Here is a 23,067-nt window from a genome sequence, read left to right as displayed (position 1 = left end):
CTAACTTACTTGCTACTCTCTTCTTCCAGCATTTCAAATCCACTGGCGATAAGCTCCCGGAGCCGTTCATGCGTTCCTTTATAGTACAGATAGCCGATCAGGCTCTCAAACGCGGTAGCATGTCGATAATCAAGTACGTCCGCATTTTTGGGAACTGTACCTGATTTGGCATTACGTCCCTGTCTGACGATATCCTTCTCATCCTCTGTCAATCTTGGTTCAAGGAGCGCAAGCAGCCTTGCCTGAGCTTTAGCGGAGACGTATTTTGTCGATTGACCATGCAAATGATGCGGTCTCAAGTTAGGCCGTGCCATTACATGCTGACGTACAGCTACTTCAAAGATAGCATCTCCGATATATGCCAGAGCCAGCGGGGGCAATAAGCGTGCTGGTTTGGAAGGCGCTTCAGGGAACCAGAGAGGCTGGGGTGCAGGAACAGCTCCCGCACTCCAGCTAGTTTGAATATCACCTTGGACTTTATCATCAGCTAATCCGTTCTCTTCGGCAGCTCCGCCACCTCTTGGTTTAAGTTCATCTGACTTCGGCCCCATCATTTGCGCCGCCATCTCATACCTTGTGGTGTATCTTCCAGCAAAATCCCCTCTGCATCCAGTTGATCACGGATTTCATCAGCTCTGGCCCAGTTTTTTGCTTTACGAGCATCCACACGCTCCTGAATCAACGCTTCGATATCATGATCCAACAGCTCGGTTTCCGCTTCAGCCGCAATACGCAATACGCCATTCATTTCTGCAAACAATTTCTCAGCAGCCTCCAAATCGGAGTGTGAGACATCCGTACGCTGGAGAAGACCATTTACTTCACTCACCCATTCAAAAATCGCTGTAATGGCATCAGGCGTATTGAAATCATCCTGCATTTTGGCATGGAATGTTGCTTTAATGTGCTGGAGCTTTTCATTCCATTCAGGAGTTACATTAACTTGATCACCGCCGTTGGAAGCTCCTTCCCCTTCCTGCAGTCGATAACGCAAATTGTTCACCGCATTGGAAATGCGCTCTACACTCCGCTCTGCTTGATCCATCGTGTCATCCGAAAAATTCAGCGGATTGCGATAATGTGTCGACAGCATAAAATAACGCAACGCCTCACGTTTGTAACGGGAACGTAAATCCTTAACAAGGATGCCATTCCCCAGAGATTTCGACATTTTCTCTCCATCGATATTAATATATCCATTATGCATCCAATAGTTAGCCAAAGATTTCCCTGTAACAGCTTCCGATTGTGCAACTTCACACTCATGATGAGGGAACTTCAAGTCCTGTCCGCCGCCATGAATATCAATCGTATCGCCAAGCAAATGACGAGACATTGCGGAGCATTCAATATGCCATCCAGGGCGACCCTCGCCCCATGGACTGTTCCAATGGATTTCCCCAGGCTTAGCGCCTTTCCAAAGCACAAAATCCTCAGGATTTTCTTTACGTTCATCTACATCGATCCGAATACCAAACTGCAGCTCCTCGATATTTTGTCCAGAAAGCTTACCGTAATCTTCAAACTTATTCGTACGATAAAAAACATCGCCTCCATTCTCATAGGCAAAACCCTTACGCTCCAGTTCGGAAATGAACTCAATAATCACATCCATATTGTCAGTAACTCTAGGATTCGCAGTAGCTCTCGAGATGCCAAGTCCGTTTAGATCCTCGTTGTACGCATCAATAAACATGCTGGCCACCTCGGGCACAGTTAATCCCATTTCTTCAGACTTGCGGATCAATTTGTCGTCCACATCTGTAAAATTCACTACATAGTTCACATCGTAGCCTTGATTCTCCAAATAACTGCGTACCACATCAAAAAAGATCATTGGACGCGCATTCCCGATATGAACATATCCGTATACGGTTGGTCCGCATACATAAACTTTCGCTTTTCCCGGCTCCTGACTCACAAAAGTCTCCTTTGATCGGGTTAACGTATTATAAATTTGCAGTGGCATATTCCCTGTCCTTTCATTAAATATTAAGAGGTTCGAGGTTCACCTATTGATGTTTCTTTAGATCCTTAATTTCATTTTGTAATTGCTCAATCTGCTGCTGAAGTCCGCCCATAGCATCTACAACCGGATCCGGAAGCTGATGATTTAGTCGATCCAGACGTTTGCCAGCCTGACGAACGACCTTGCCAGGGATACCTACGACAGTACTGCCTGCAGGAACTTCCTTAAGAACAACCGAATTTGCACCGATATTGGATTGATCTCCAATTTTAAATGAGCCTAATATTTTTGCACCTGAACCAATCACGACATTGTTGCCAATCGTCGGATGACGTTTCCCCTTTTCCTTACCGCTTCCCCCAAGGGTCACTCCCTGATAGATAACCACATCATCCCCAATTTCGCAAGTTTCCCCGATCACGACCCCCATACCATGATCAATAAAGAGTCTATTTCCGATTCGCGCGCCCGGATGAATTTCAATACCAGTAAAGAAACGGCTGCTCTGGGATACAATTCGAGCAAGTGTGAACCATCCCCGCCGATAAAAAGCATGGGCGATCCGATGGTTCCAAATCGCATGCAAGCCGGAATAAGTAAAAATTACCTCAAATTTACTTCTCGCAGCAGGGTCATTTTCAAATACCGTCTGGATATCCGACTTCATTCTCTTGAACATAATGTCCCCCTCTTTTCTAATCCGGTTTACCGGTCTCCCCATGCAAAAAAAGGCGTCCCTGCAGCTTTCGCTGCAGAGACGCCTTGTGCGCGGTCCCACTCTGCTTTGGATCATAGTCTGTCCCAACTGCTCACTCACTACAAAGCTCTATTGGACATGATGCATGATCCCTCATGGTATCCTTAACGCGGATCAGACGGAAGAATCTACCTGTGTGTCTCTATATAACACGCTCGATTCTACAGCTCCCGGGTGCATTTCCGCGTGTGTATCGGGATAACTTTCAGCCTGGAATGACAAAACACCCCATATTATCCTCTCTGAGCGATACATCTACTACGTACTTCTCCCGATCAATGCCGATAAACTAACAATATTGTCTATATATTACCTGAAATAATATGAAACTGACAATACGATTTTTATTTACTTTATTTGCACCTTAAGACGTTCGATTGTGCGATCCTTCCCCAGCAAGTAGATCGTCTGATTCAAATCACGGCCGTGGGTTTGACCTGTCAGAGCAACACGAATAGGCATAAACAATCCCTTGCCTTTAACCCCCGTCTCCTTTTGAACTTCCTTGATACGAGCAGCAATATTCTCTGGAGTGTATTCCGTGAGCTCCTCTATTTTACCAAGAAAGGCGCTCAGCACAGTGTTTACTTGCTCCTCAGCCAGAACAACGGCTCCTTCTTCCTCCAAATTCAAATCGGCACGGAAGAACATCTCGGATAGCTCAACGATATCCGATGCTGATGCCATTTGCTCCTGATACAGAGCAACCAGCGATTTAGCCCATGCTTCCTGCTCCGACGTCAAATTCTCTGGCAGGCGGGAAGCCTTCTGAAGATGAGGAATCGCAAGCGCAGCAATTCGATCAGGATCAGCGTTCTTAATATAATGATTATTCAAGTGAGCCAGTTTTTGCTTATCAAATACCGCAGGACTCCGCGACAAACGATTCGCATCAAAAATGGAGATCAGCTCTTCCTTAGTGAAAATCTCTTCTTCACCCTCAGGAGACCAGCCGAGCAAGGAAATAAAGTTAAACAGTGCCTCAGGCAAATAACCAAGCGAGTCATACTGTTCAATGAACTGGATGACTGATTCATCGCGTTTACTAAGCTTTTTATGGTTATCGCCAACAATCAGCGTCATGTGACCAAACCGGGGAGGCTCCCAGCCAAAAGCATCATAAATCATAAGCTGACGCGGTGTATTGGATACATGATCCTCTCCGCGAAGTACATGTGTGATTTTCATAAGATAGTCATCTAGCACAACTGCAAAGTTGTAAGTCGGAATGCCGTCTTTTTTGACGATAACAAAGTCGCCGCTCACATCGGATTCAAAAGAAATCGGACCTTTTACAAGATCATCAAACGTAAAGGTACGACCTTCCGGTACTCTGAATCGAATACTTGGAACACGACCTTCTGCTTCAAATGCAGCACACTGTTCCGGCGTCAGGTCCCGATGCTTGCCGGAATAACGAGGCATTTCACCGCGTGCAGTTTGCTCCTCGCGCTCCTGCTCAAGCTCTTCTTCCGTACAATAGCAGCGGTACGCCAGACCACGATCCAGCAGATCCTGCCAATATTTACGATAAATATCAAGGCGCTCTGTCTGACGATATGGACCGTATTCGCCGCCTACATCAATGCTCTCATCCCAATCTATTCCAAGCCATTTGAGATAAGTCAACTGATTTTCCTCTCCGCCTTCAACATTACGTTTTACATCAGTATCCTCAATCCGAATGATAAATTTCCCGCCGTGATGTCTTGCAAACAAATAGTTAAACAGCGCCGTTCTAGCATTACCAATATGTAAATGTCCCGTTGGACTCGGCGCATAACGCACGCGAACCTCCGTCATAACAATCCCCTCCTGTTAATAATGAATCATACTATAGATTTCTTGTATTTCTACCGAAGCATATCCTTGACCAGACACACAATACATTGTGCAGCGATACCCTCGCCCCGCCCAGTAAAACCAAGCTGCTCCGTTGTTGTAGCCTTCACATTTACTCGTTCTGGCTGTGCCTCGAGAGCGCTGGCGATCACCTCTACCATTTGCGGAATATATGGAGCCATTTTAGGCTTCTGGGCAATGATCGTAGCATCCAGGTTGCCAAGACGATAACCACGTTCTTTAGCCATTTCCCATACACGCTTCAACAAAACAAGGCTGTCTGCATCCTTAAACGCTGGGTCTGTATCCGGGAAGTGACGGCCGATATCCCCCAATGCTAATGCTCCCAAAATAGCGTCACTAATCGTATGGAGCAATACGTCAGCATCGGAATGTCCTAGCAGCCCCTTCTCATGGGGTATCGTAACTCCGCCAATAATACACGGCCTTCCTTTTACCAGTTGATGAACATCAAAACCTTGACCAACAGCTATCATAACATGTTCTCTCCCCTAAAGTTCCTTCTTCTTACGAATCCATTCCGCATAATCCAGATCTTCCGGCGTGGTGATTTTAATGTTACTATAACTGCCTTCTACCACCAGCACAGGAACACCGAGACGTTCAACCAGCATTGAGTCATCCGTCCCGATAAAGCCCTCTTGTTCTGCCTGCTCATGAGCCATAAGCAGATCAGAACGCCGAAAAGCCTGCGGGGTCTGTATCGCCCACAAGCTGCGACGGTCCGGAGTGGCTGTAACCCATCCTTCTCCGTCTACTTGCTTCACGGTATCTTTAACTGGCACAGCCAAAATAGATGCACCGTGCTTTACAGCCGCCTCATAACAGGACGTTACCTGAGACTCCGTGACAAAAGGGCGAACGCCATCATGCACCAGTATCCAAGGTGTGCTGATATGAAGCAGCCCCCGATGTACTGAATGCTGACGCTCAGCGCCGCCCGGTATAACTTTTACGCACTTGGTAATGCCATATTCCCCGACCCAGACAGCACAACGATCAACGTCCTGCTCTCCGGTTACCAGCACGATTTCACTTATTAATGGATGACGTTCAAACACTTCCAGTGTATGAATGACGATCGGCTTGTCCTGAAGCTTAAGATACTGTTTGCTCTCTTTTGTACCCATTCGCGTACCACGACCGGCAGCCACCACGATAACCCCTATTGCTGGACCTGCTTCATTTACAGTTACCATGTACTCCTTGCCTCACCCTGCCCGAAATTATGCGATAGCGCCTATCAGCAAAATATTAGCCCAGGGCTTTGCGCATTACTTCCATCATACCGAATTTACTGGGCTTTTTCCAACAGTTTTGGTTTGGCAAAAATCATACGACCCGCCGAGGTCTGCAGAACGCTTGTTACAAGCACCTCAGTAATGCTGCCTATAAAGTCACGTCCACCCTCTACTACTATCATAGTACCATCATCCAAATATGCAACTCCTTGACCATGCTCCTTGCCGTCCTTGATGACCTGAACCATGATCTCCTCACCTGGCAATACAACCGGTTTAACTGCATTAGCCAAATCGTTGATGTTAAGGACAGACACTCGCTGAAGCTCGCAAACTTTATTCAAGTTAAAATCATTCGTTACCACCTTGCCTTGCAGCACCTTGGCCAGCTTGACAAGCTTACTATCCACTTCAGATATTTCTTCGAAATCACCCTCATAAATCATTACATTGACATCCAATTCTTTCTGAATCTTGTTCAAAATATCAAGCCCACGCCGTCCGCGATTGCGTTTGAGCAAATCTGAAGAATCTGCAATATGCTGCAGCTCCTCAAGGACAAATTCCGGGATGACGATAGTCCCTTCAATAAATCCCGTTTTGCAAATATCAGCGATGCGACCATCAATGATTACGCTGGTATCCAATATTTTGTGCTCTTCCAGTTTCCGTTCTTCTTCAATACCGGCCCCATTTTTCCATGATCCCGATTTCCATAACGATGATAGCTCTTCCTTCTTCTCAAGTCCAACATACAGTCCAATATAACCGAGCAAGCCTGATAGAGCTAATCTTGCCAGTTCCTCAAGAGATCCAAACCAGGACAATACGGGATAGAGCATTAGAGAAAGTAGAAGTCCTGCAGTCAGTCCGGCTGCACCTGCTGCCATTTCATTCATCGGAATTCGTGTCAAACTAGAAATCCATTTTTTAATTTTTGCTGCCACCACTTCCGCGACAAGGGAAAACAATAACAAGAACAGACATGCACCGGCCACTGCCATAATCAAATGGGACAATATTGGATTCATATCTCCAAACCATGTTCCGATCGGCTCCGGTAATAGCAGAGCTGTTCCTTCAAGCGTATAACCGAACCAAGCCCCTACAAGTCCGAAAGCCATCAGCAAACTTTTTTTTAACAACATGCCTCTCTCCACCTCCTAATAGTATCTTCTTTATCCAGTATGATCCATTTTTTTACTGCATAATCGTAGGGAAGAGGAACTTTTTTTCAAGTGATATATACCGAACAAATCGTGTAAGAGTCGCAGCTTAGCTGGATTATAGGTTGATTAGTGGGGAAAATGTGGCATATAATGGACTCAATTCATAATATTGAGGTGGATGGATAATGAGCGCACCAAGTCTTCAATCTTTTCAAGAACAAGTTTCTGAGTTGTTGCTCCGTCACCGCAGCCTGCTTGATGTCATGTCCAAGTTGGGACAAACCAATGCCGCTGCTGTCCGTAGTGTGACCAAAGCCGTCACGGAGTGCGGTTGTATTGAGCTGCACGCCACCAAACAAGACTTTAAGCCAGGTATGAATTTAGAGCAAGCCCAAGAAACAATCCATAAGCATGTCCAGGGCGAATTATGTGAGAATTGTCGAGACGCCATCACCAATGAACTAGGGCGTAACTTATTTTATATGTCCGCGCTTTGTAATCTGGTAGGCATCGATATGGATGAAGTTGTCGAGCTTGAATCACAGAAATGCTCAACGCTTGGATTGTTCAATATGTCTTAGATTCGTCGCATTCGCAAGCATTTATAAGATTAATAAAAAGGCATCATTCCTTTCCCTGATGGAAGGAACGATGCCTTTTTGATTTAACGTTTCGGTCTGTAAAGCTCTTCCGATTCTTCCTCCTCACGACGTTTGCGACGCAGGAGCCTTCTTACGTTCTGTCTTAGTCCGTAACCGGCATAAATAACTAGCGGTACAAAAATCAGCTTGGAAAGCTCCTCCGGAAAAATGACGGCAATAATGACAGCCAAAATAACAACGAAAGGAGCAACAGCAACTGCCTGTCTTGGCAGTCCTATCTTCTTAAAGTTTGGATATTTTACGCTACTGACCATGAGATAAGATAACAATAAGATCGAGACAATAAAATACGGTGTCGTTATAGTTTTATGAAACAGAGCAATTGTCGCAAGAACACCGCCCGCAGCAGGTATAGGCAATCCGATAAAATAACCCGGTATCCCCTTTTGCACATTGAATCTGGCAAGTCTCAAAGCACCACACATCGGAAAAATCGCTGTAATGATCCAGGCAACGCCTGGCTGTGGAATCAAGTGCAGGGATAATGTATACATAATGAGTGCAGGAGCAATTCCAAAAGATATAATATCAGATAATGAATCGAGTTCTTTGCCAAAATCACTTTGAGCGTTAAGAGCTCTGGCAACACGCCCATCAAGGCCATCGAGCAGCATAGCTACTATAACCATAATCGCAGCCAGACTATATCTGCCGTCAAAAGTCAGCATAATAGCTAACATTCCTAAAAACAAGTTACCTAAGGTAAACATGTTTGGAATTGATTTAGTAATCATCTTTTCACCTCTAATAGTTATTCCTTACATTACCCTCTGATTTTAGGAGAATTATATTTGTCTGTCAATGAACACTTGCTCTTGAAGACGTTTTAATCCTTCTTTAATCGCACGGGCACGCACCTCTCCAATACCGTCAACCTCATCTAACTCTTCAATTGATGCCATCAATACATTGGGAAGCTGGTGGAATCGTTCAACAAGATTATGAATAATTACGTTAGGCAGACGAGGTATTTTATTCAATACCCGGTAACCCCTTGGTGCTATCAATTCCTCAGACGTTGCAGCAGAGGTTGGATAACCAAGCAGCTTAGTAAGATGATTGTCATCCAGCAGCTCGTCATCACTAGAACGTTTGAGTCCGAGAATAATTTCTCTGATCGCTTCATCATCGTCATCCTTGGCATAGTCCTTATACAGTAGCCATGCCTCTTCCTCCATGTTGCTGACGAGCTCTTCCATCTGCATGCTGATCAGACGTCCCTCTGTACCCAGTTCATTGATGAACCGCTTGATCTCCATCTTAATCCGAATAACCATTTCGACCCGCTGCATAACGTTGATTACTTCAGGAATTGTAACGAGCTCTTCAAATTCTGAAGCAGTCAAATTCGTCAAGGCTTGATTCAGAACGGACCTATACTTCTCGAGCGTCTGAATCGCTTGATTCGCCTTGGTGAGAATTACACCTATTTCCTTGAGAGCGTATCTGAGTCCACCTTGATACAACGTGATAATGTTGCGGCGCTGAGATATTGACACAACAAGCTTGCCCGTCTGCTTGGCAACACGCTCCGCTGTCCGGTGGCGAATTCCAGTCTCAGAAGACGTGATTGAGGAATCCGGTATTAGCTGCGTGTTCGCATACAATATCCGCTTCAAATCCTCGCTTAAAATGATGCCGCCGTCCATTTTGGCAAGCTCATATAAATAGTTTGGTGAAAAGTCGCAATTAATGGAAAAACCGCCCTCTACGACTTCCATTACCTCAGGGCTGTAACCCACTACGATCAATCCACCGGTTTTCGCCCGAAGCACATTTTCTAAACCATCACGAAAAGCAGTCCCCGGCGCAACTAACTTAAGCAAATCATTCATTTTTTCCGCTTGGGTAGTTTCCTTCATCATTTAGTGCCCCCTAATCTAACGCAACAGCTAATGCATCTGCAACGGTATTTACACCGATTAATTGAATTCCTTCAGGCCCTTTCCAACCTTTGAGACTCTTCTCAGGGAGAATAACTCTCTTAAATCCAAGTTTGGCAGCTTCTCTAACCCGCTGTTCTGCCCGAGAGACAGCCCGGACTTCTCCAGTTAATCCAACTTCTCCAAAAAACACATCATAAGGTTTTGTCGGCATATCACGAAAGCTTGAAGCAATGCTTACGGCGATTGCTAAATCTACAGCCGGTTCATCCAGCTTTACTCCTCCGGCAAGGTTAACATAGGCGTCCTGGTTTTGCAGAAATAGCCCCATCCGCTTCTCCAATACCGCAATAATCAAGTTCATCCGGTGATGGTCGACTCCAGTCGCCATTCTACGCGGAGCAGGGAAATGGGTAGAAGCGATTAATGCTTGTAATTCCACAAGCATAGGCCGCGTGCCTTCCATACTGGCTACAACTGTTGATCCGGCAACTCCAAGGGGTCTCTCTGAAAGAAATAGCTCCGAGGGATTTATGACCTCGTCGAGCCCGGATTCATTCATTTCAAAAATGCCAATTTCATTCGTCGATCCAAAACGGTTCTTAACGGCTCTGAGCAAGCGGTAGGAATGATGCCGCTCCCCTTCAAAATAAAGAACACAATCCACCATATGCTCAAGCAAACGTGGACCTGCAATAGCGCCTTCCTTCGTCACATGTCCAACCAGAACCGTGGCAATTCCCTGCCCTTTAGCTATGCGCATAAATCGGGCTGTACATTCTCTTACCTGAGAGACGCTGCCTGGCGCACTTGTCACTTCCGGTAAGTACACAGTCTGGATCGAGTCAATCACGAGAAAATCCGGTTTCACATTGTCGATAGCGTCCTCTATCCCATCCATACTACTCTCACAGAGTACATACAACTCCTGGGATAATGCTCCGAGTCTTTCCGCCCGCAGCTTCGTCTGACGGGTAGACTCCTCCCCTGATATATACAGCACCCTGAGACCAGCCTTTGCCATCTCATGTGAGGTTTGCAACAACAATGTTGACTTCCCTATACCGGGATCTCCTCCCACCAAAATAAGTGAACCAGGTACAACACCGCCACCAAGCACACGATTTAGTTCACTGATGCCCGTCTGGATCCTCGGCTCTTTGCCACTCTCTATATTTATGATCGGAAGTGGTTTTTCTTTCGTCTGAAATAAACCCGAAGAAAGACCCTGTGTCTTGACTACTTTTTCCGTTTCTTCGACCATGGAGTTCCATGCGCCACATCCCGGACATTTCCCGTACCACTTCGGCGTTTCATATCCACAATCTGTACAGAAAAATTTTGTTTTTACTTTAACCATTTATCTCTCCTTTTCATTCTGCTTCTCATTTCCATGCTTATATTATGCTAAAAACTAACATATTGGGAAATAAGGTAAAAAGGAGGCAATATTCTCCCTTATTCTACACTTGTCCAAACTGCCACTCATAAAGTATACGGAAGTCTGAACCTATACGTGCCAATCAAAAACAATACAATAAAAGTTTAACATTGTTTAAGATTTGACGTAAAGTTATTTCCCTGTTCGAATTGTTAGGGCGAAGCAAATAAAACATTTACCTTATTATGTTATATATACCCATCTACCTATGTACAATCTTGTTAGAAAAAAAAGCAGCTTCCAGAGCATCGCTGTGGAAGCTGCCTTACTATATTTCATCGGTTTTTTTTCGCTAAACCATTAATCCAATTATCCTATGGCGGTAGTTCAAAAGTTCACTTTTTGAACGATCCACTATTTTTATCCTTTGTTCGAATAACTGCCCGTTATCTGTACAGTGAGAGCGCCATTCTCCTCATCGATTGTGAGCGCATCACCCTTCTTCACATGTCCAGTCAGCAATTCCTCGGACAGACGGTCCTCAATATGCTTTTGGATTGCTCGGCGAAGCGGACGCGCACCATAAGCAGGATCGAATCCTTCCTTGGCGAGGAATGCTTTTGCTTTATCCGTCAAGATGAAGTCAACATCATATTCCTGCAGCCGTTTCCGCAGCTCGTCGGACATCAGAGACACGATTTCGCCAATATGCTTCTCTTCGAGTGAATGGAAGACGATTATTTCATCGATCCGGTTCAAGAATTCAGGACGGAAGCTCTTCTTGAGCTCTTCCATCACTTTACCCTTCATATTATCATAATCAGCCCCGGAATCCTCTACTGCTGTGAATCCAAGTCTTGTGTTGCGTTTGATGGCCTCAGCGCCAACATTCGAAGTCAGAATAATCAGTGTGTTGCGGAAATCGACAACCCTGCCCTTAGAATCTGTAAGACGTCCGTCTTCAAGAACTTGAAGCAGGATGTTGAACACTTCAGGATGCGCTTTTTCAATTTCATCAAGCAGCACAACCGAATACGGTTTACGGCGAACCTTCTCCGTTAATTGACCGCCCTCTTCATATCCTACATATCCTGGAGGCGCCCCTACAAGGCGAGCCGTAGAATGCTTTTCCATATATTCAGACATATCGATACGAATTACGGCGTTCTCATCGCCAAACATCGCTTCTGCAAGTGCTCTTGCAAGCTCTGTCTTACCAACGCCGGTTGGTCCAAGGAAAATGAAAGATCCCATCGGACGCTTAGGGTCTTTGAGCCCGGCGCGAGCCCGGCGGATCGCACGGCTAACAGCTTTAACGGCTTCTTCCTGACCAATAACGCGCTCATGCAAGATTTGCTCCATATTCAATAAGCGTTCGGTCTCTTCTTCTTTCAGCTTGTTAACCGGAATTCCTGTCCAGCTGGCAACAACCTGTGCAATATCTTCGGGCGTTACTTCAGAATCAGTGCGTCCTTGTTTTTCTTTCCACTGGTTCTTCGTAACATCAAGCTCTTCACGAATCTTCTGTTCCGTATCACGAAGGGCAGCCGCTTTCTCGAATTCCTGACTTTGTACTGCTGCGTCTTTTTCCTTACGGATATCTTCGAGACGGTTCTCAAGCTGTTTCAGATTAGGTGGTACGGTGTACGTATTCAGCCTTACCTTGGAGCCTGCTTCATCGATCAAGTCAATCGCCTTATCCGGCAAGAAACGATCCTGAATGTAGCGATCAGACAATTTAACAGCCTGCTCAATAGCTTCATCTGTAATTTTAACACGATGGTGGGCTTCATAACGATCACGTAGTCCGTGAAGGATTTGAATCGCCTCATCCACAGAAGGCTGGTCGACCGTAATCGGTTGGAAACGACGTTCCAAAGCTGCATCCTTCTCAATATACTTACGATATTCATCAAGCGTTGTAGCACCAATACATTGCAACTCACCGCGAGCCAGTGCCGGCTTCAAAATGTTTGAGGCATCGATAGCACCCTCTGCCCCCCCTGCACCGATCAATGTGTGCAGCTCATCAATGAACAGGATAATGTTACCTGCTTGACGGATTTCGTCCATAATTTTTTTCAGGCGATCTTCAAACTCACCACGATACTTGGTACCCGCAACAACTGAGCCCATATCAAGTGTCATTACTCTTTTATCACGGAGAGTTTCAGGAATCTCATTGTTAATAATTTTTTGTGCCAAGCCTTCAGCGATAGCGGTTTTACCAACCCCTGGTTCACCAATCAGCACCGGATTGTTCTTCGTACGACGACTTAGCACCTGAATTACACGCTCAATCTCTTTGCTTCGTCCAATGACAGGGTCAAGATTGCCTTCTTTGGCGCTAACAGTTAAATCACGAGCCAGGCTATCCAACGTAGGCGTATTTACATTTGCTGGAGCGCCGTGGTGGCTGGATACAGCTTCACTGCTGCCAAGCAGCTGCAGCACTTGCTGACGTGCTTTATTCAGGCTAATACCCAAATTGTTAAGTACACGTGCAGCAACGCCTTCACCCTCGCGAATCAGACCAAGCAGAATATGTTCTGTTCCTACATAGGTATGGCCCAGTTTACGAGCTTCATCCATAGATAATTCAATAACTTTCTTCGCCCGCGGAGTATAAGCGATATTGGCAGGCTGCTCTTGTCCACGACCAATCAAGGTCTCTACTTCATCCTGAATTTTCTCAAGACCTAGCCCCAGGCCTATCAGCGCCTTGGCCGCAATGCCTTCACCTTCACGAATCAAACCGAGCAAAATATGTTCTGTACCGATATTGTTGTGTCCCAGTCTTACTGCTTCTTCTTGAGCTAAAGCCAATACTTTCTGTGCACGCTCAGTAAATCTACCAAACATCATCTCTCCTACACCTCCACTGTTGATGAAATCCTTATTTTCTACCCTTATTTACCCACTTTTTCCCGAATCAATTTTGCACGATACATATCCCGTTCACCTGCTGACAAATTCTCACCATATATTTTCTGCAAAAAACCGGGCTGTGTCAGTACATTAAGCTCATTAAGCACTTGTGGGGACAAAGTATCAATTAATCCGAGATCCACTCCGAGGCGGACATCAGATAACCGTTGAGCTGCTTCTTTTGAATCCATGATTGCCGCATATGACAAAGTACCATAAGAGCGCATTACACGGTCAACCATATGAAGACGGGAATCAGATAACAGCTTCTCACGAGCTGTCTTCTCATGCTCAATGATTTGCAAAACGACGCCGTACAAATTCTCAATAATTTCCGTTTCGCTTTGTCCCAGTGTAATCTGATTTGAGATTTGAAACAAGTTCCCCATCGCTTCGCTGCCTTCACCGTATATGCCGCGTACAGTCAAACCTACCTGCGTAACAGCAGATAATATGCGGTTAATCTGTTGTGTAATTACAAGTGCGGGTAAATGCATCATAACTGAAGCTCGAAGTCCTGTGCCGACATTTGTAGGACAACTGGTGAGAAAACCACGATGCGCATCAAATGCATAATCCACATGATCCTCAAAAACATCATCAATGGCAGTTGCCCGTTCCCAGGCATCCTGAATTTGAAACCCGGGATATAGACATTGAATTCGTAAATGATCCTCTTCGTTCACCATGATGCTCAAACTTTCGTCTTCACTTATAAATACCGCACCGCTGCGCGATTCTCCTGCAAGATTTGGACTAATCAGGTGCTTCTCAACAAGCACCCGTTTATCCAGATCCTCTATGTCATTGAGAAGAATTGGATATAACTTCCCGTATGCCGTCATTCTCTCATCGTTTAACACTTCGCGCAACTGATTCAACACATCTTCGGATTGTTGATTGGTCGCAAGCATTGGAAAAGGTTGATGCATCAGATTTCTGGCAATCCGCACGCGTGTGCTGATTACAATATCTGATTCCTTGCCTTCACGGCTCATCCATTCGCTTAGCGGCTGTTCTGTAAAGCGTAGATTTACCATCATGCATCCCTCCTACTCTGCGGAAATGTTCTTCTCGAGCTCGCGAATTTGATCCCGTAGCGAAGCTGCTTCTTCGAACTCTTCCTGAAGTATCCGATACTGCAGTTCACGACGAAGGTCATCCAGCTTACGTTTTACTTCGATATGTCCGCCTACCCGTTTAGGTATTTTTCCGACATGAACCGTGTTGCCGTGAACTCTTTTGAAGAGCGGATCTAATCGATCATTAAAATATTTATAACAGGAACTGCAACCAAAGCGACCAATCTTGCTAAATTGCGAGTATGTTAAGCCGCATTCTTCACAGCGCAAGTTTTCAGCGGGTTTCGTGCCTGTATTTTGACCTTTCAAACCGGGATTAAAATCAAGCAGACCCGACAACAGGTTATGGATGGAGAAACCTCCCGTTGTACCTGGAATGATCTCTCCTTTTTCTCTTGCGCACGCTTCACATATATGAAATTCCGTCTTCTCCCCGTTTACGATCTTCGTAAAGTGAAGCGAAGCGGGGCGTTTACCGCATTCCTGACATTGCATAGGATGTCCCTCCTCGGGTGGATAGACTAAATAACCTAATTAAATATTAAGCTAATAAAGAAATCAGCATTGCTTTCATGATTTGAGCGCGTATCTGATCTCTATACGGCAGCTTCACCATGAGTACTTCTCTGGCTACAGCCGCTCGCATTAATCCTGCTTCCCTTTTGCTTATAAACCTCGCTTCTTCCAGTTGATAAATAAGCCCCTCTGCCATCGTCTGGCCTATTTCGTCACCAATGGTCTGTTGCAGGTGTGTATGCAAGGACGTTGGACCAGGAAACTCAATCCTTCGAATTCGGATGTAACCTCCGCCCCCACGCTTACTCTCTACCAAGTACCCCTTCTCAACGGTGAACCTTGTACTTATCACATAATTGATCTGTGATGGTACACAGGAAAATTTATCAGCCAAATCGTTACGCTGAATTTCTACAGCTCCTTCAGGACTTTCGTGCAAAATACTCTTGAGATATTTTTCTATAATATCGGAGATATTACGCATCACCCATCCTCCATCACTCATTCTCCAGCACATAGCCGACTTGCTTCAAATGATTCACACTTTAGTATTAACCATAAGGCTTTATTTGATATCGAGCAGAACTAACATTGTAACCTTTGTTGACTTTGACTTTCTTTGACTTTATTTGTATTATAGCATAATTTTTTCGTTTGCCAAGTGGACTACAAGAGTCCATATCACTCTCTTATATCGCGTTCTATAACAAGCCCCATCTGTAAAGAACACTAAAAAGCCGACGCGATAAAGTATCGGCGTCAGCTTGTAGGTTAGGTGTTTGCTTTACAGTCTCTTGCTATTCCAGACTAGGAATCTTTAGCTCCTGTACCATCGGAATACTCATCCCTTATTTGCACCTGCAGTAATCCCTTCAATTAGAAAACGTTGCAAGAATAAGAACAGTATTGCAATTGGAATAGAGGAGAGAACCGCACCGGCTGCAAACAGAGTAAATTCTGTACTAGAGTATGAATTTACCAATTCGTACAACCCTACTGCAAGAGTCCAATTTTCACGTGAACGAAGAATAAGTCGTGCAAATATAAAATCAACCCATGCCCCCGTAAACGTTGTTAGAGAGATATATGTGATCATCGGCTTAGAGAGGGGTAACATGATCTTCATAAAGACATCCATGTGACTTGCTCCATCGAGCTGAGCCGACTCCGCTAAACTATGCGGTATTGTGTCGAAGAATCCTTTTGCTACGAACATATGCAGTGCCGCTCCTGCTGTATAGACCAATATTAAAGCATAGGGGGTATTTAGCAAATTCAATTGCAAAAGAATGATGTAAATAGCTATCATGCTCATAAATCCAGGAAACATGCCTAAAATAAGAATTAATGACATAATCGTTTTACGGCCATAAAAGCGGAAACGTGAAATAGAATAAGCTGTTAGTATTTGAATAAATGTACCTAGAACCATACTAGTAGTAGCAATTTTTAAAGTATTCCAAAACCATCTCATGAAAAACACTTGCTTATCGCTTTGCTCAATAAACAGATCCCGATAATGAATAAACGTTAATTGTTTCGGAATTAGTGAATCACTAAAAAGTGAATCACCCACTCGAAGGGAGGACATGACAACCCAAATCGCCGGGTAGAGGAAACCAATGGCAAGGATAATAAGCATCAAATAACTTAATGTTAAAGATATATTTCCCTTTCTCATTGAACCATATCCTCCTCTTTATAAGATTTTGTTCTTCTGAAATTGTATATGGAGAGACTGGCTATAAGAATGAATACAATGAGTCCAACCGCTGATGCTATATTATACCTTTGATTATCTAACGCGAGCTTGTATAACCAAGTAACTAACAAATCAGTACTTCCAGCAAACACATAGTCACCATTGGCCGGGAGTCCCTCTGTTAACAAGTAAATTACGTTAAAGTTGTTAATATTAAATGCAAAGGACATAATAAGAAGCGGTGCAGTAGCAAATAAAATATACGGTAAAGTTATGCTTCTGAATTTTGCAAACTTTGACGCTCCATCAACATCCGCTGCCTCGTAAAGATCCTTGGGAATATTACCCAAAAGACCAATAGTCAATAGCATCGAGGATGGTATACCTATCCACATGTTGACTATGATTATGGTGACTTTTGCCCAGAACGGGTCATTAAGCCAAGGAAGTCCGCCAAGCCCGAAATATCTTAAGTATTGATTGATCGGACCAAACTGATAGTTAAGCATATTACGCATTACCAGCAACGAAATAAATTGTGGTATGGCATATGGAATTATATAAATCATGCGCCACATCACTTTAAACTTGATTCTCTTTTGTTGAATAAGCAACGCGACAAGAATACCGCCTAGGTAGCAAGTGAATGTGGAAAGAACTGCCCATACGATTGTCCACATTGATACCCCTATAATGGTATTTTTCCATTGTTTCAGAAACAACAGATCTTTAAAAGTGCTTAATCCTACCCAATCTACCAAGCTTTTGGGAGGGATATGATTGGGGGCAGTATAATTTGTAAATGCCAAAAAAATCATAAAAATAATGGGAACTATGGTAAACAACAATATTCCTAACCCTGGTATGAATAACATAGCGTAAGGGAAGCTATTGTCGTTAATATTGCGAATTGTATTGTGGAAATTGGGGGCATTAAGGCCTTTTTCCCTAAGTTGACCATTTTTATAGGCGTCTTTAATATTTGAAACATACATAGAAATAAATAGAAGAAGGATAATAAGTGATATCAAACCTTCAAGTAACATAAAAATGGAATGGTCACCAGGAATGTTTACATAGACTCTTCCCACCTTTTCGAGGTGAGTAGGAACGGAGCCTAAAGTAATCAAACCATATATTTTTTCGATCAGCATGGTCACCATTAAATACAACGCTAAAATTTCTGTGAGAATAAAAATTATTCCTTTAATAATTTGCTTATTATACAATTGACCAATACCCATAAATAATACGGATAACAGAGCAGCCATTTTTGCGTGTTTACCCATAAATATTCTCCTTTTCCCCATAAAAGGGTGGTAACATCTCCTCCCAGTGTTTATGAGAAAAGATGTTACGCTAAATAGCTCAGATATTAATTGCTGACCTGATTAAAATTACTTTTCATTTGATTAACCATATTGTCCATGACTTCTTTAGGATCTTTGCCCTCATTCCAAAGTGAAGCAACCGCTGCACCCATTGGAGTCGGATATTGAGCATATTCTGCAATAGAAGGCATCGGCACAGAATTTTTGAATTGTGCCAGAAATACTGATGCGAACGGATCACTTGTAACCTTTGAATTCTCTGAGGCTTTTTTGTTGGCAGGCAATGCACCTGTTAATTCAAAATTTTTAATTTGCCATTCTTCAGAAGTAATTAAGTTAGCAAACAGTTTTGCTGCATTTGGATATTTGGTATGTGCACTTACATAGTAAGCCTTAACACCGGAGAAAGGTTTCATTGGCTGTCCATTAGGAAGGTTTGGATATACACTAACGCCAAGATTTTTGACAGTTTTACCGAACGAGACCGTATCCCAAGGGCCACTTACATTCATAGCAAGCTTGCCGTCAGAGAATAAGCTCTTTCTAATATCTTTGTTAACATCAGATGTTTGAAGTGGCAAAATCGCATTTAGACTCTGATAAAATTTTGCTGCTTCAACACCTTGTTCGTTATTTAAACCTATGTCGGTTGGATCTGTACCATCATTACCAAAGATGTATGCTCCATATCCACCAAAGAACCCATAGTTCCAATACGAGCTTCCAATATCCCACATGTAAGCGAATTTATTGGCTTTCGGATCGTTAAACGTTTTTGCAAATTCGATAACACCGTTCCAATCCGCCGGAACTTCTGAAATCAAATCTTTATTATAGAAAACAGCAGAAGTTTCTACAGACATAGGGTATCCATACATAATATCGTCTGTCGTCACTGCTAATACTGCCAATTCATTATTGTTTGCTTTTGTTTCTTCCTCGAACCAGTCATTTGGCAAGAAGACTCCTGCATCAACCCCGCTTCCTGTTCGATCATGCACCCCCATAAACACGTCTGCACCAATTCCTGCCGGTCCATCTGTAATCATTTGACCGATAGATTCACTAGCTGACATTTCTGAGAAGGTTATGGACACACCATACTTCTCCGCAAATACTTTCCCTGCTGATTCAATTAACGCCTTGTCCTCCCCACCATCCCAAACAATCAGTGTAGCACCTGGTTCAGGCTTTAATTCTTCTTCCACTGCGGCTGAATTTCCATTCGGTTCCTGCGCAACCGTCGGATCAGGATTCTGCTCAGTGGTTGGGGTCTGACTTGCTGTACCGCCACATCCTGCCAGTGCAACCACAATAACAAATAACAGCAAAACATTTAATAATTTTGTTTTCAATACAAACCCACCTTTCAATAATATTTTATTATCTGCGCAACCGTCTGCACAATAGTAAGTAAGCGCTTACCGATAATATACAATAAGTTTGTTTTTTACGCAATATTAATATTTTCTTAAAAAAAACGTTGTTTATTGAGGTATTACATGGTTTTATGATAGTATCATTAATGATGATGAGTTATCATCAGATCATTAAACAGTAAAAAAATACGAAATAGATACCGAAATAAGTATGTGCAACCGGTTCGACAAAGGAGAGCTTTAAAACGGATCTTTGAAAGGGGGAGTATTGCAGCATTCGGCAGTAAATTATTAAACATTGATCGGAGGCATCAGCATGTATAATACTTTTATTTTTGATTTGTATGGAACTCTAATTGATATTCATACAGATGAAGAGTCACCTGAATTTTGGGAGAGACTAAGTTATCATTTTCTATACAGCGGTTATCCCATAAAACCTGAGGCACTTAAAGAGCAATATCGCGAGGAAGTTTCCCGGCAATTTTCTAACCCGGCAGTTAAATGCGAATTTCCTGAAATAGATGTCCATTTAATATTCAAAACTATCGCTTCTCGAAAAGGGCAATGTCCAGATGTGGAGTGGATTGAGGAAACGGTGCGTTGGTTCAGACGACTGTCCATTCGCCGTTTGCAGTTGTATGAGGGTGTAAAGGAAACTTTAATTATATTAAAAGCTCAGAATAAAAAAATCTATTTATTATCTAATGGACAAAAAACATTTGTGGAAGAAGAAATGCGTGCTTTGGGTATTAATGATTTGTTTGATGGCATCGCCATCTCATCTAACCCGGGGATATGCAAACCTGATCCGCTATTTTACGACTATCTAGTGAACACATTTAAGGCCGATCTTTCTTCTGCTATTATGATTGGTAATGATGCGACAACAGATATTGAGGGAGCAAAACGTGTAGGTATCGATGCATGCTACTTCCATTCCAACTGCTCTCCAAATACAATAGAGGTAGATTGTAAATACCAGATATGGGATGGTAATTTCCGACGTATCTTGGATATGCAGTAATCTCAATTAATACTAAACCGACCTTCAAAGTGAATTGGTCGGTTTAGTATTAAGTTAGCAGCTACGAGTACGTTTATAGTCTAAATTGTGTAGAGATTGGTAAATGGAGAGGGAGCTATTTCCGGGAGCACTTCCATTGCGATTAACTATTTTTTGGTGGTGCAGTAGATTTGCGTTTGACCAGATGATGTTTTATAATTACTGGTTTCAGATCCGGCTTCCCGCCCCCAATCCATTTCAACAATTTCTCTGTAGCTTGGTAGCCTACATCATAGGAATAAAGATCTATCGTTGTTAATGGTGGGGCTGAAATTTCCGAGAACATAATGTTGCTAATACCTGCAATTGAACATTGTTCGGGTACTGATATCCCCAGTTCATGAAATAAACTCATTACACTCATGGCAATTACATCATCAACCGCCACTACTGCTGAAGGAGCATCAGGCAATAACATAATTTCACGCAGCTTATTTAATCTTTCTGATCTAGTGCCAAAAATAACTCGTGATACCGAGTTTGCAGAATCCACTGGTAGCTTAGCTTCCTCCATCGCCAGTAAAAAACCCATCAAACGATCCTGATTAACGACAAAATTCAATCTGCCACTAAGATAAGCAATCTTCCTGTGCCCCATTTGTATAAGATACTGCGTTACCTCATGAACCGCTAAAACGTTATCATTAGTAACGTAGGATATAGAACCATCATCGGAAGAGGGTTTACCAACCATAACAAAAGGGACATTCTGAGTTTTAATAAAATCTATCATTGGATCTGTTTGCTCTGAGTATAACCAGATAAATCCGTCAACACGTCTTCCTTTAATCATCTCGACAATATTTTGTGAATGCTGCTGATTGTCAATGCCATTTGAGAACACCAAACTGTATCCCTTTTTTATTGCACAATCATTAATTCCTCTAAGCACTTCAGGGAAAAACGGATGCTTATAAAACGAGACATCTGATTGAGGCAATACTATAGCAATATTATTCGATTGTTTTGATGCTAAAGTGTGGGCATGATAGTTTCGATGGAATTCCAGTTTTTCCATCGCATCCATTACTTTTTCTTTTGTCTCTTTACTAATGCGGTCACTGTCAGCCAATACTCTGGAAACTGTAGAAGTTGCAACTCCTGCCAGCTTGGCTACATCTTTAATTGTAGCAGCCATACTTTTCCGGTTCACCACCATTTTTGCATTAAAAACATGCACTCTATTCTGATTAATGAGCATATCATATGAATACTGTAACTTCAAGAATGGAAAATTGCATCTCTAAGAGCATCCGTGCAAATTGAATAGCAGGTGGGGAATCCCCCTGCCTTCCTTACCTCGTCATGTCCTGGTAGCCAAGAAGTTTAAGCAAGATGGTGTGGGCATCATTCTCGGAATTGCACTTTTATTCATGGGGGTGGGAGTGCCGCCCTATGAATGAAAATGTGCAAATGAGCTATTCTTCAGTAGCTTCAGCATATTCGGGTACATTTGTAATCGAGTAAGATTGTTTTCCTGGGGTGTCTTTATCCCGAGAATACCTTGTCCCATATCGACCTTATCAAAGGGCTTACGGGAGCTTTTCCCGCTAATGAATCTGGTCTTCTACCAAGTGAGCATACAAAAAGCACCACCGAATATCGGTAGTGCCTCTTCATTGTGCTTGACGGCTTCCTACTCTCCCAGAACCCTTCGGTTCAAGTACCATCGTCTATTTCTCGATGTTTGAGCCACGCACAGCGGCTATAGTGGGTAATGTCGTACTATATAACAGTAGTTGATTGCCTGACGCTCCTGGTATTGAGTAGATGACTAAAAAAATGAGGAAAAACCTGCAAAAGTGCATTTTTTTCTAAACTACCAACTCGTTTACGGAAAAAGCCTGTAAAAGTGCAGGTTGTTTGCTCCATCTTCTTCATTTAACTCATTTTGCGGTAAAATTGTTGCAGATTCGCAGGCTTTATCTCCAGAACATCAGTTTGGCCAGAAAATAACTGCACTTTCGCAGTTTTTTATTTTCATTGATTGATCCCTGTCCAATCAACTTCACAAACAAAAGAAGCACCGCCTATATCGGCAATGCTTCTTCCTTGTGCTTGGCGGCGTCCTACTCTCCCAGAACCCTTCGGTTCAAGTACCATCGGCGCTGGAGGGCTTAACGGTCGTGTTCGGGATG

General features: G+C 43.3%; 20 protein-coding genes and 1 rRNA gene. 2 read left to right on the top strand and 19 right to left on the bottom strand.

Features of this window, described 5'->3' with window-relative positions; genetic code table 11:
* Window positions 1–5 precede the first annotated feature (5 nt).
* The 7 genes from BLS49_RS18880 to BLS49_RS18850 all read right to left on the bottom strand — a co-directional run bounded on the left by BLS49_RS18880 (window position 6) and on the right by BLS49_RS18850 (window position 6,975).
* Window positions 6–554 carry a Mini-ribonuclease 3 gene (locus BLS49_RS18880; protein WP_281243749.1) on the bottom strand — a complete coding sequence of 183 codons (549 nt, stop codon included), beginning with the start codon at window positions 552–554 and terminating at the stop codon, window positions 6–8.
* Window positions 551–1,969 (bottom strand): cysteine--tRNA ligase, encoded by a 1,419-nt coding sequence (gene cysS / locus BLS49_RS18875; protein ID WP_091234427.1) that lies wholly within the window; start codon window positions 1,967–1,969, stop codon window positions 551–553. The genes BLS49_RS18880 and cysS overlap by 4 nt, the downstream gene beginning before the upstream one ends.
* Window positions 1,970–2,012: 43 nt before the next feature.
* The gene (gene cysE, locus BLS49_RS18870) at window positions 2,013–2,648 is read right to left on the bottom strand and encodes a serine O-acetyltransferase (protein WP_091234424.1); all 636 of its coding nucleotides are present in this window, start codon (window positions 2,646–2,648) and stop codon (window positions 2,013–2,015) included.
* A 426-nt stretch (window positions 2,649–3,074) separates the two neighbouring features.
* Window positions 3,075–4,529, bottom strand: coding sequence for a glutamate--tRNA ligase (gltX, locus tag BLS49_RS18865; protein ID WP_091234421.1), 1,455 nt, complete (start codon window positions 4,527–4,529; stop codon window positions 3,075–3,077).
* A 50-nt stretch (window positions 4,530–4,579) separates the two neighbouring features.
* Entirely contained in the window at window positions 4,580–5,065 is a 486-nt protein-coding gene (gene ispF / locus BLS49_RS18860; protein ID WP_091234417.1) for a 2-C-methyl-D-erythritol 2,4-cyclodiphosphate synthase, read from the bottom strand.
* Between the two features lie 15 nt (window positions 5,066–5,080).
* Window positions 5,081–5,788, bottom strand: coding sequence for a 2-C-methyl-D-erythritol 4-phosphate cytidylyltransferase (gene ispD, locus BLS49_RS18855; RefSeq protein WP_091234414.1), 708 nt, complete (start codon window positions 5,786–5,788; stop codon window positions 5,081–5,083).
* Window positions 5,789–5,883: 95 nt separating this feature from the next.
* Window positions 5,884–6,975, bottom strand: a complete 1,092-nt coding sequence (locus BLS49_RS18850) for a PIN/TRAM domain-containing protein (RefSeq protein WP_091234617.1) — start codon at window positions 6,973–6,975, stop codon at window positions 5,884–5,886.
* A 209-nt stretch (window positions 6,976–7,184) separates the two neighbouring features.
* On the opposite strand from BLS49_RS18850, the gene BLS49_RS18845 reads away from it, so the two are divergent.
* Window positions 7,185–7,580, top strand: a complete 396-nt coding sequence (locus BLS49_RS18845; protein ID WP_091234411.1) for a nucleoside triphosphate pyrophosphohydrolase family protein — start codon at window positions 7,185–7,187, stop codon at window positions 7,578–7,580.
* A gap of 83 nt (window positions 7,581–7,663) precedes the next feature.
* On the opposite strand, the gene pssA is transcribed toward BLS49_RS18845, so the two are convergent.
* The 10 genes from pssA to BLS49_RS18795 form a co-directional block, all read right to left on the bottom strand.
* Window positions 7,664–8,395, bottom strand: a complete 732-nt coding sequence (gene pssA, locus BLS49_RS18840; RefSeq protein ID WP_091234409.1) for a CDP-diacylglycerol--serine O-phosphatidyltransferase — start codon at window positions 8,393–8,395, stop codon at window positions 7,664–7,666.
* A 51-nt stretch (window positions 8,396–8,446) separates the two neighbouring features.
* On the bottom strand, window positions 8,447–9,523 hold the full coding sequence (gene disA / locus BLS49_RS18835; RefSeq protein ID WP_091234614.1) for a DNA integrity scanning diadenylate cyclase DisA: 1,077 nt from the start codon (window positions 9,521–9,523) through the stop codon (window positions 8,447–8,449).
* A gap of 13 nt (window positions 9,524–9,536) precedes the next feature.
* Window positions 9,537–10,904, bottom strand: a complete 1,368-nt coding sequence (gene radA / locus BLS49_RS18830) for a DNA repair protein RadA (RefSeq protein ID WP_091234406.1) — start codon at window positions 10,902–10,904, stop codon at window positions 9,537–9,539.
* A 441-nt stretch (window positions 10,905–11,345) separates the two neighbouring features.
* Window positions 11,346–13,790 carry an ATP-dependent protease ATP-binding subunit ClpC gene (gene clpC, locus BLS49_RS18825; protein ID WP_091234403.1) on the bottom strand — a complete coding sequence of 815 codons (2,445 nt, stop codon included), beginning with the start codon at window positions 13,788–13,790 and terminating at the stop codon, window positions 11,346–11,348.
* Window positions 13,791–13,834: 44 nt separating this feature from the next.
* A complete protein-coding gene (mcsB, locus tag BLS49_RS18820) occupies window positions 13,835–14,893 on the bottom strand; it encodes a protein-arginine kinase McsB (RefSeq protein WP_091234400.1) in 1,059 nt (352 codons plus the stop codon).
* Between the two features lie 12 nt (window positions 14,894–14,905).
* Entirely contained in the window at window positions 14,906–15,430 is a 525-nt protein-coding gene (gene mcsA / locus BLS49_RS18815; RefSeq protein WP_091234397.1) for a protein-arginine kinase activator protein McsA, read from the bottom strand.
* A 46-nt stretch (window positions 15,431–15,476) separates the two neighbouring features.
* Window positions 15,477–15,935, bottom strand: coding sequence for a CtsR family transcriptional regulator (locus BLS49_RS18810; RefSeq protein WP_091234393.1), 459 nt, complete (start codon window positions 15,933–15,935; stop codon window positions 15,477–15,479).
* Between the two features lie 357 nt (window positions 15,936–16,292).
* Window positions 16,293–17,132, bottom strand: coding sequence for a sugar ABC transporter permease (locus tag BLS49_RS18805; protein ID WP_091234389.1), 840 nt, complete (start codon window positions 17,130–17,132; stop codon window positions 16,293–16,295).
* Complete coding sequence (locus BLS49_RS18800; protein ID WP_091234386.1) at window positions 17,129–18,442, bottom strand: carbohydrate ABC transporter permease; 1,314 nt, start codon at window positions 18,440–18,442, stop codon at window positions 17,129–17,131. Before BLS49_RS18800 ends, BLS49_RS18805 begins: the two co-directional genes overlap by 4 nt.
* An 86-nt stretch (window positions 18,443–18,528) precedes the next feature.
* The gene (locus BLS49_RS18795; protein WP_091234383.1) at window positions 18,529–19,839 is read right to left on the bottom strand and encodes a sugar ABC transporter substrate-binding protein; all 1,311 of its coding nucleotides are present in this window, start codon (window positions 19,837–19,839) and stop codon (window positions 18,529–18,531) included.
* 340 nt (window positions 19,840–20,179) lie between these two features.
* Between BLS49_RS18795 and BLS49_RS18790 the strand changes: the two genes are divergently transcribed.
* Window positions 20,180–20,890, top strand: coding sequence for an HAD family hydrolase (locus BLS49_RS18790; RefSeq protein WP_091234380.1), 711 nt, complete (start codon window positions 20,180–20,182; stop codon window positions 20,888–20,890).
* 142 nt (window positions 20,891–21,032) lie between these two features.
* On the opposite strand, the gene BLS49_RS18785 is transcribed toward BLS49_RS18790, so the two are convergent.
* Window positions 21,033–22,067: a LacI family DNA-binding transcriptional regulator gene (locus BLS49_RS18785; RefSeq protein WP_175471475.1), complete on the bottom strand. Its 1,035-nt coding sequence runs from the start codon at window positions 22,065–22,067 to the stop codon at window positions 21,033–21,035.
* Between the two features lie 918 nt (window positions 22,068–22,985).
* Window positions 22,986–23,067, bottom strand: a 5S ribosomal RNA gene (rrf, locus tag BLS49_RS25820); the annotation flags it as partial.

Origin of the sequence: Fontibacillus panacisegetis (assembly GCF_900102215.1) — a bacterium.
GTDB classification, from domain to species: Bacteria; Bacillota; Bacilli; order Paenibacillales; family Paenibacillaceae; genus Fontibacillus; species Fontibacillus panacisegetis.
Note: the sequence above shows the minus strand (reverse complement) of the source record. Positions and strands in the feature narration are given on the sequence as shown.

Excerpts from the sequence above, each read along its gene's own strand:
- BLS49_RS18880 (WP_281243749.1), bottom strand. The coding sequence starts at position 554 with ATGATGGGGCCGAAGTCAGATGAACTTAAACCAAGAGGTGGCGGAGCT.
- cysS (WP_091234427.1), bottom strand. The coding sequence starts at position 1,969 with ATGCCACTGCAAATTTATAATACGTTAACCCGATCAAAGGAGACTTTT.
- cysE (WP_091234424.1), bottom strand. The coding sequence starts at position 2,648 with ATGTTCAAGAGAATGAAGTCGGATATCCAGACGGTATTTGAAAATGAC.
- gltX (WP_091234421.1), bottom strand. The coding sequence starts at position 4,529 with ATGACGGAGGTTCGCGTGCGTTATGCGCCGAGTCCAACGGGACATTTA.
- ispF (WP_091234417.1), bottom strand. The coding sequence starts at position 5,065 with ATGATAGCTGTTGGTCAAGGTTTTGATGTTCATCAACTGGTAAAAGGA.
- ispD (WP_091234414.1), bottom strand. The coding sequence starts at position 5,788 with ATGGTAACTGTAAATGAAGCAGGTCCAGCAATAGGGGTTATCGTGGTG.
- BLS49_RS18845 (WP_091234411.1), top strand. The coding sequence starts at position 7,185 with ATGAGCGCACCAAGTCTTCAATCTTTTCAAGAACAAGTTTCTGAGTTG.
- pssA (WP_091234409.1), bottom strand. The coding sequence starts at position 8,395 with ATGATTACTAAATCAATTCCAAACATGTTTACCTTAGGTAACTTGTTT.
- disA (WP_091234614.1), bottom strand. The coding sequence starts at position 9,523 with ATGAAGGAAACTACCCAAGCGGAAAAAATGAATGATTTGCTTAAGTTA.
- radA (WP_091234406.1), bottom strand. The coding sequence starts at position 10,904 with ATGGTTAAAGTAAAAACAAAATTTTTCTGTACAGATTGTGGATATGAA.
- clpC (WP_091234403.1), bottom strand. The coding sequence starts at position 13,790 with ATGATGTTTGGTAGATTTACTGAGCGTGCACAGAAAGTATTGGCTTTA.
- mcsB (WP_091234400.1), bottom strand. The coding sequence starts at position 14,893 with ATGGTAAATCTACGCTTTACAGAACAGCCGCTAAGCGAATGGATGAGC.
- mcsA (WP_091234397.1), bottom strand. The coding sequence starts at position 15,430 with ATGCAATGTCAGGAATGCGGTAAACGCCCCGCTTCGCTTCACTTTACG.
- BLS49_RS18810 (WP_091234393.1), bottom strand. The coding sequence starts at position 15,935 with ATGCGTAATATCTCCGATATTATAGAAAAATATCTCAAGAGTATTTTG.
- BLS49_RS18805 (WP_091234389.1), bottom strand. The coding sequence starts at position 17,132 with ATGAGAAAGGGAAATATATCTTTAACATTAAGTTATTTGATGCTTATT.
- BLS49_RS18800 (WP_091234386.1), bottom strand. The coding sequence starts at position 18,442 with ATGGGTAAACACGCAAAAATGGCTGCTCTGTTATCCGTATTATTTATG.
- BLS49_RS18790 (WP_091234380.1), top strand. The coding sequence starts at position 20,180 with ATGTATAATACTTTTATTTTTGATTTGTATGGAACTCTAATTGATATT.
- BLS49_RS18785 (WP_175471475.1), bottom strand. The coding sequence starts at position 22,067 with ATGGCTGCTACAATTAAAGATGTAGCCAAGCTGGCAGGAGTTGCAACT.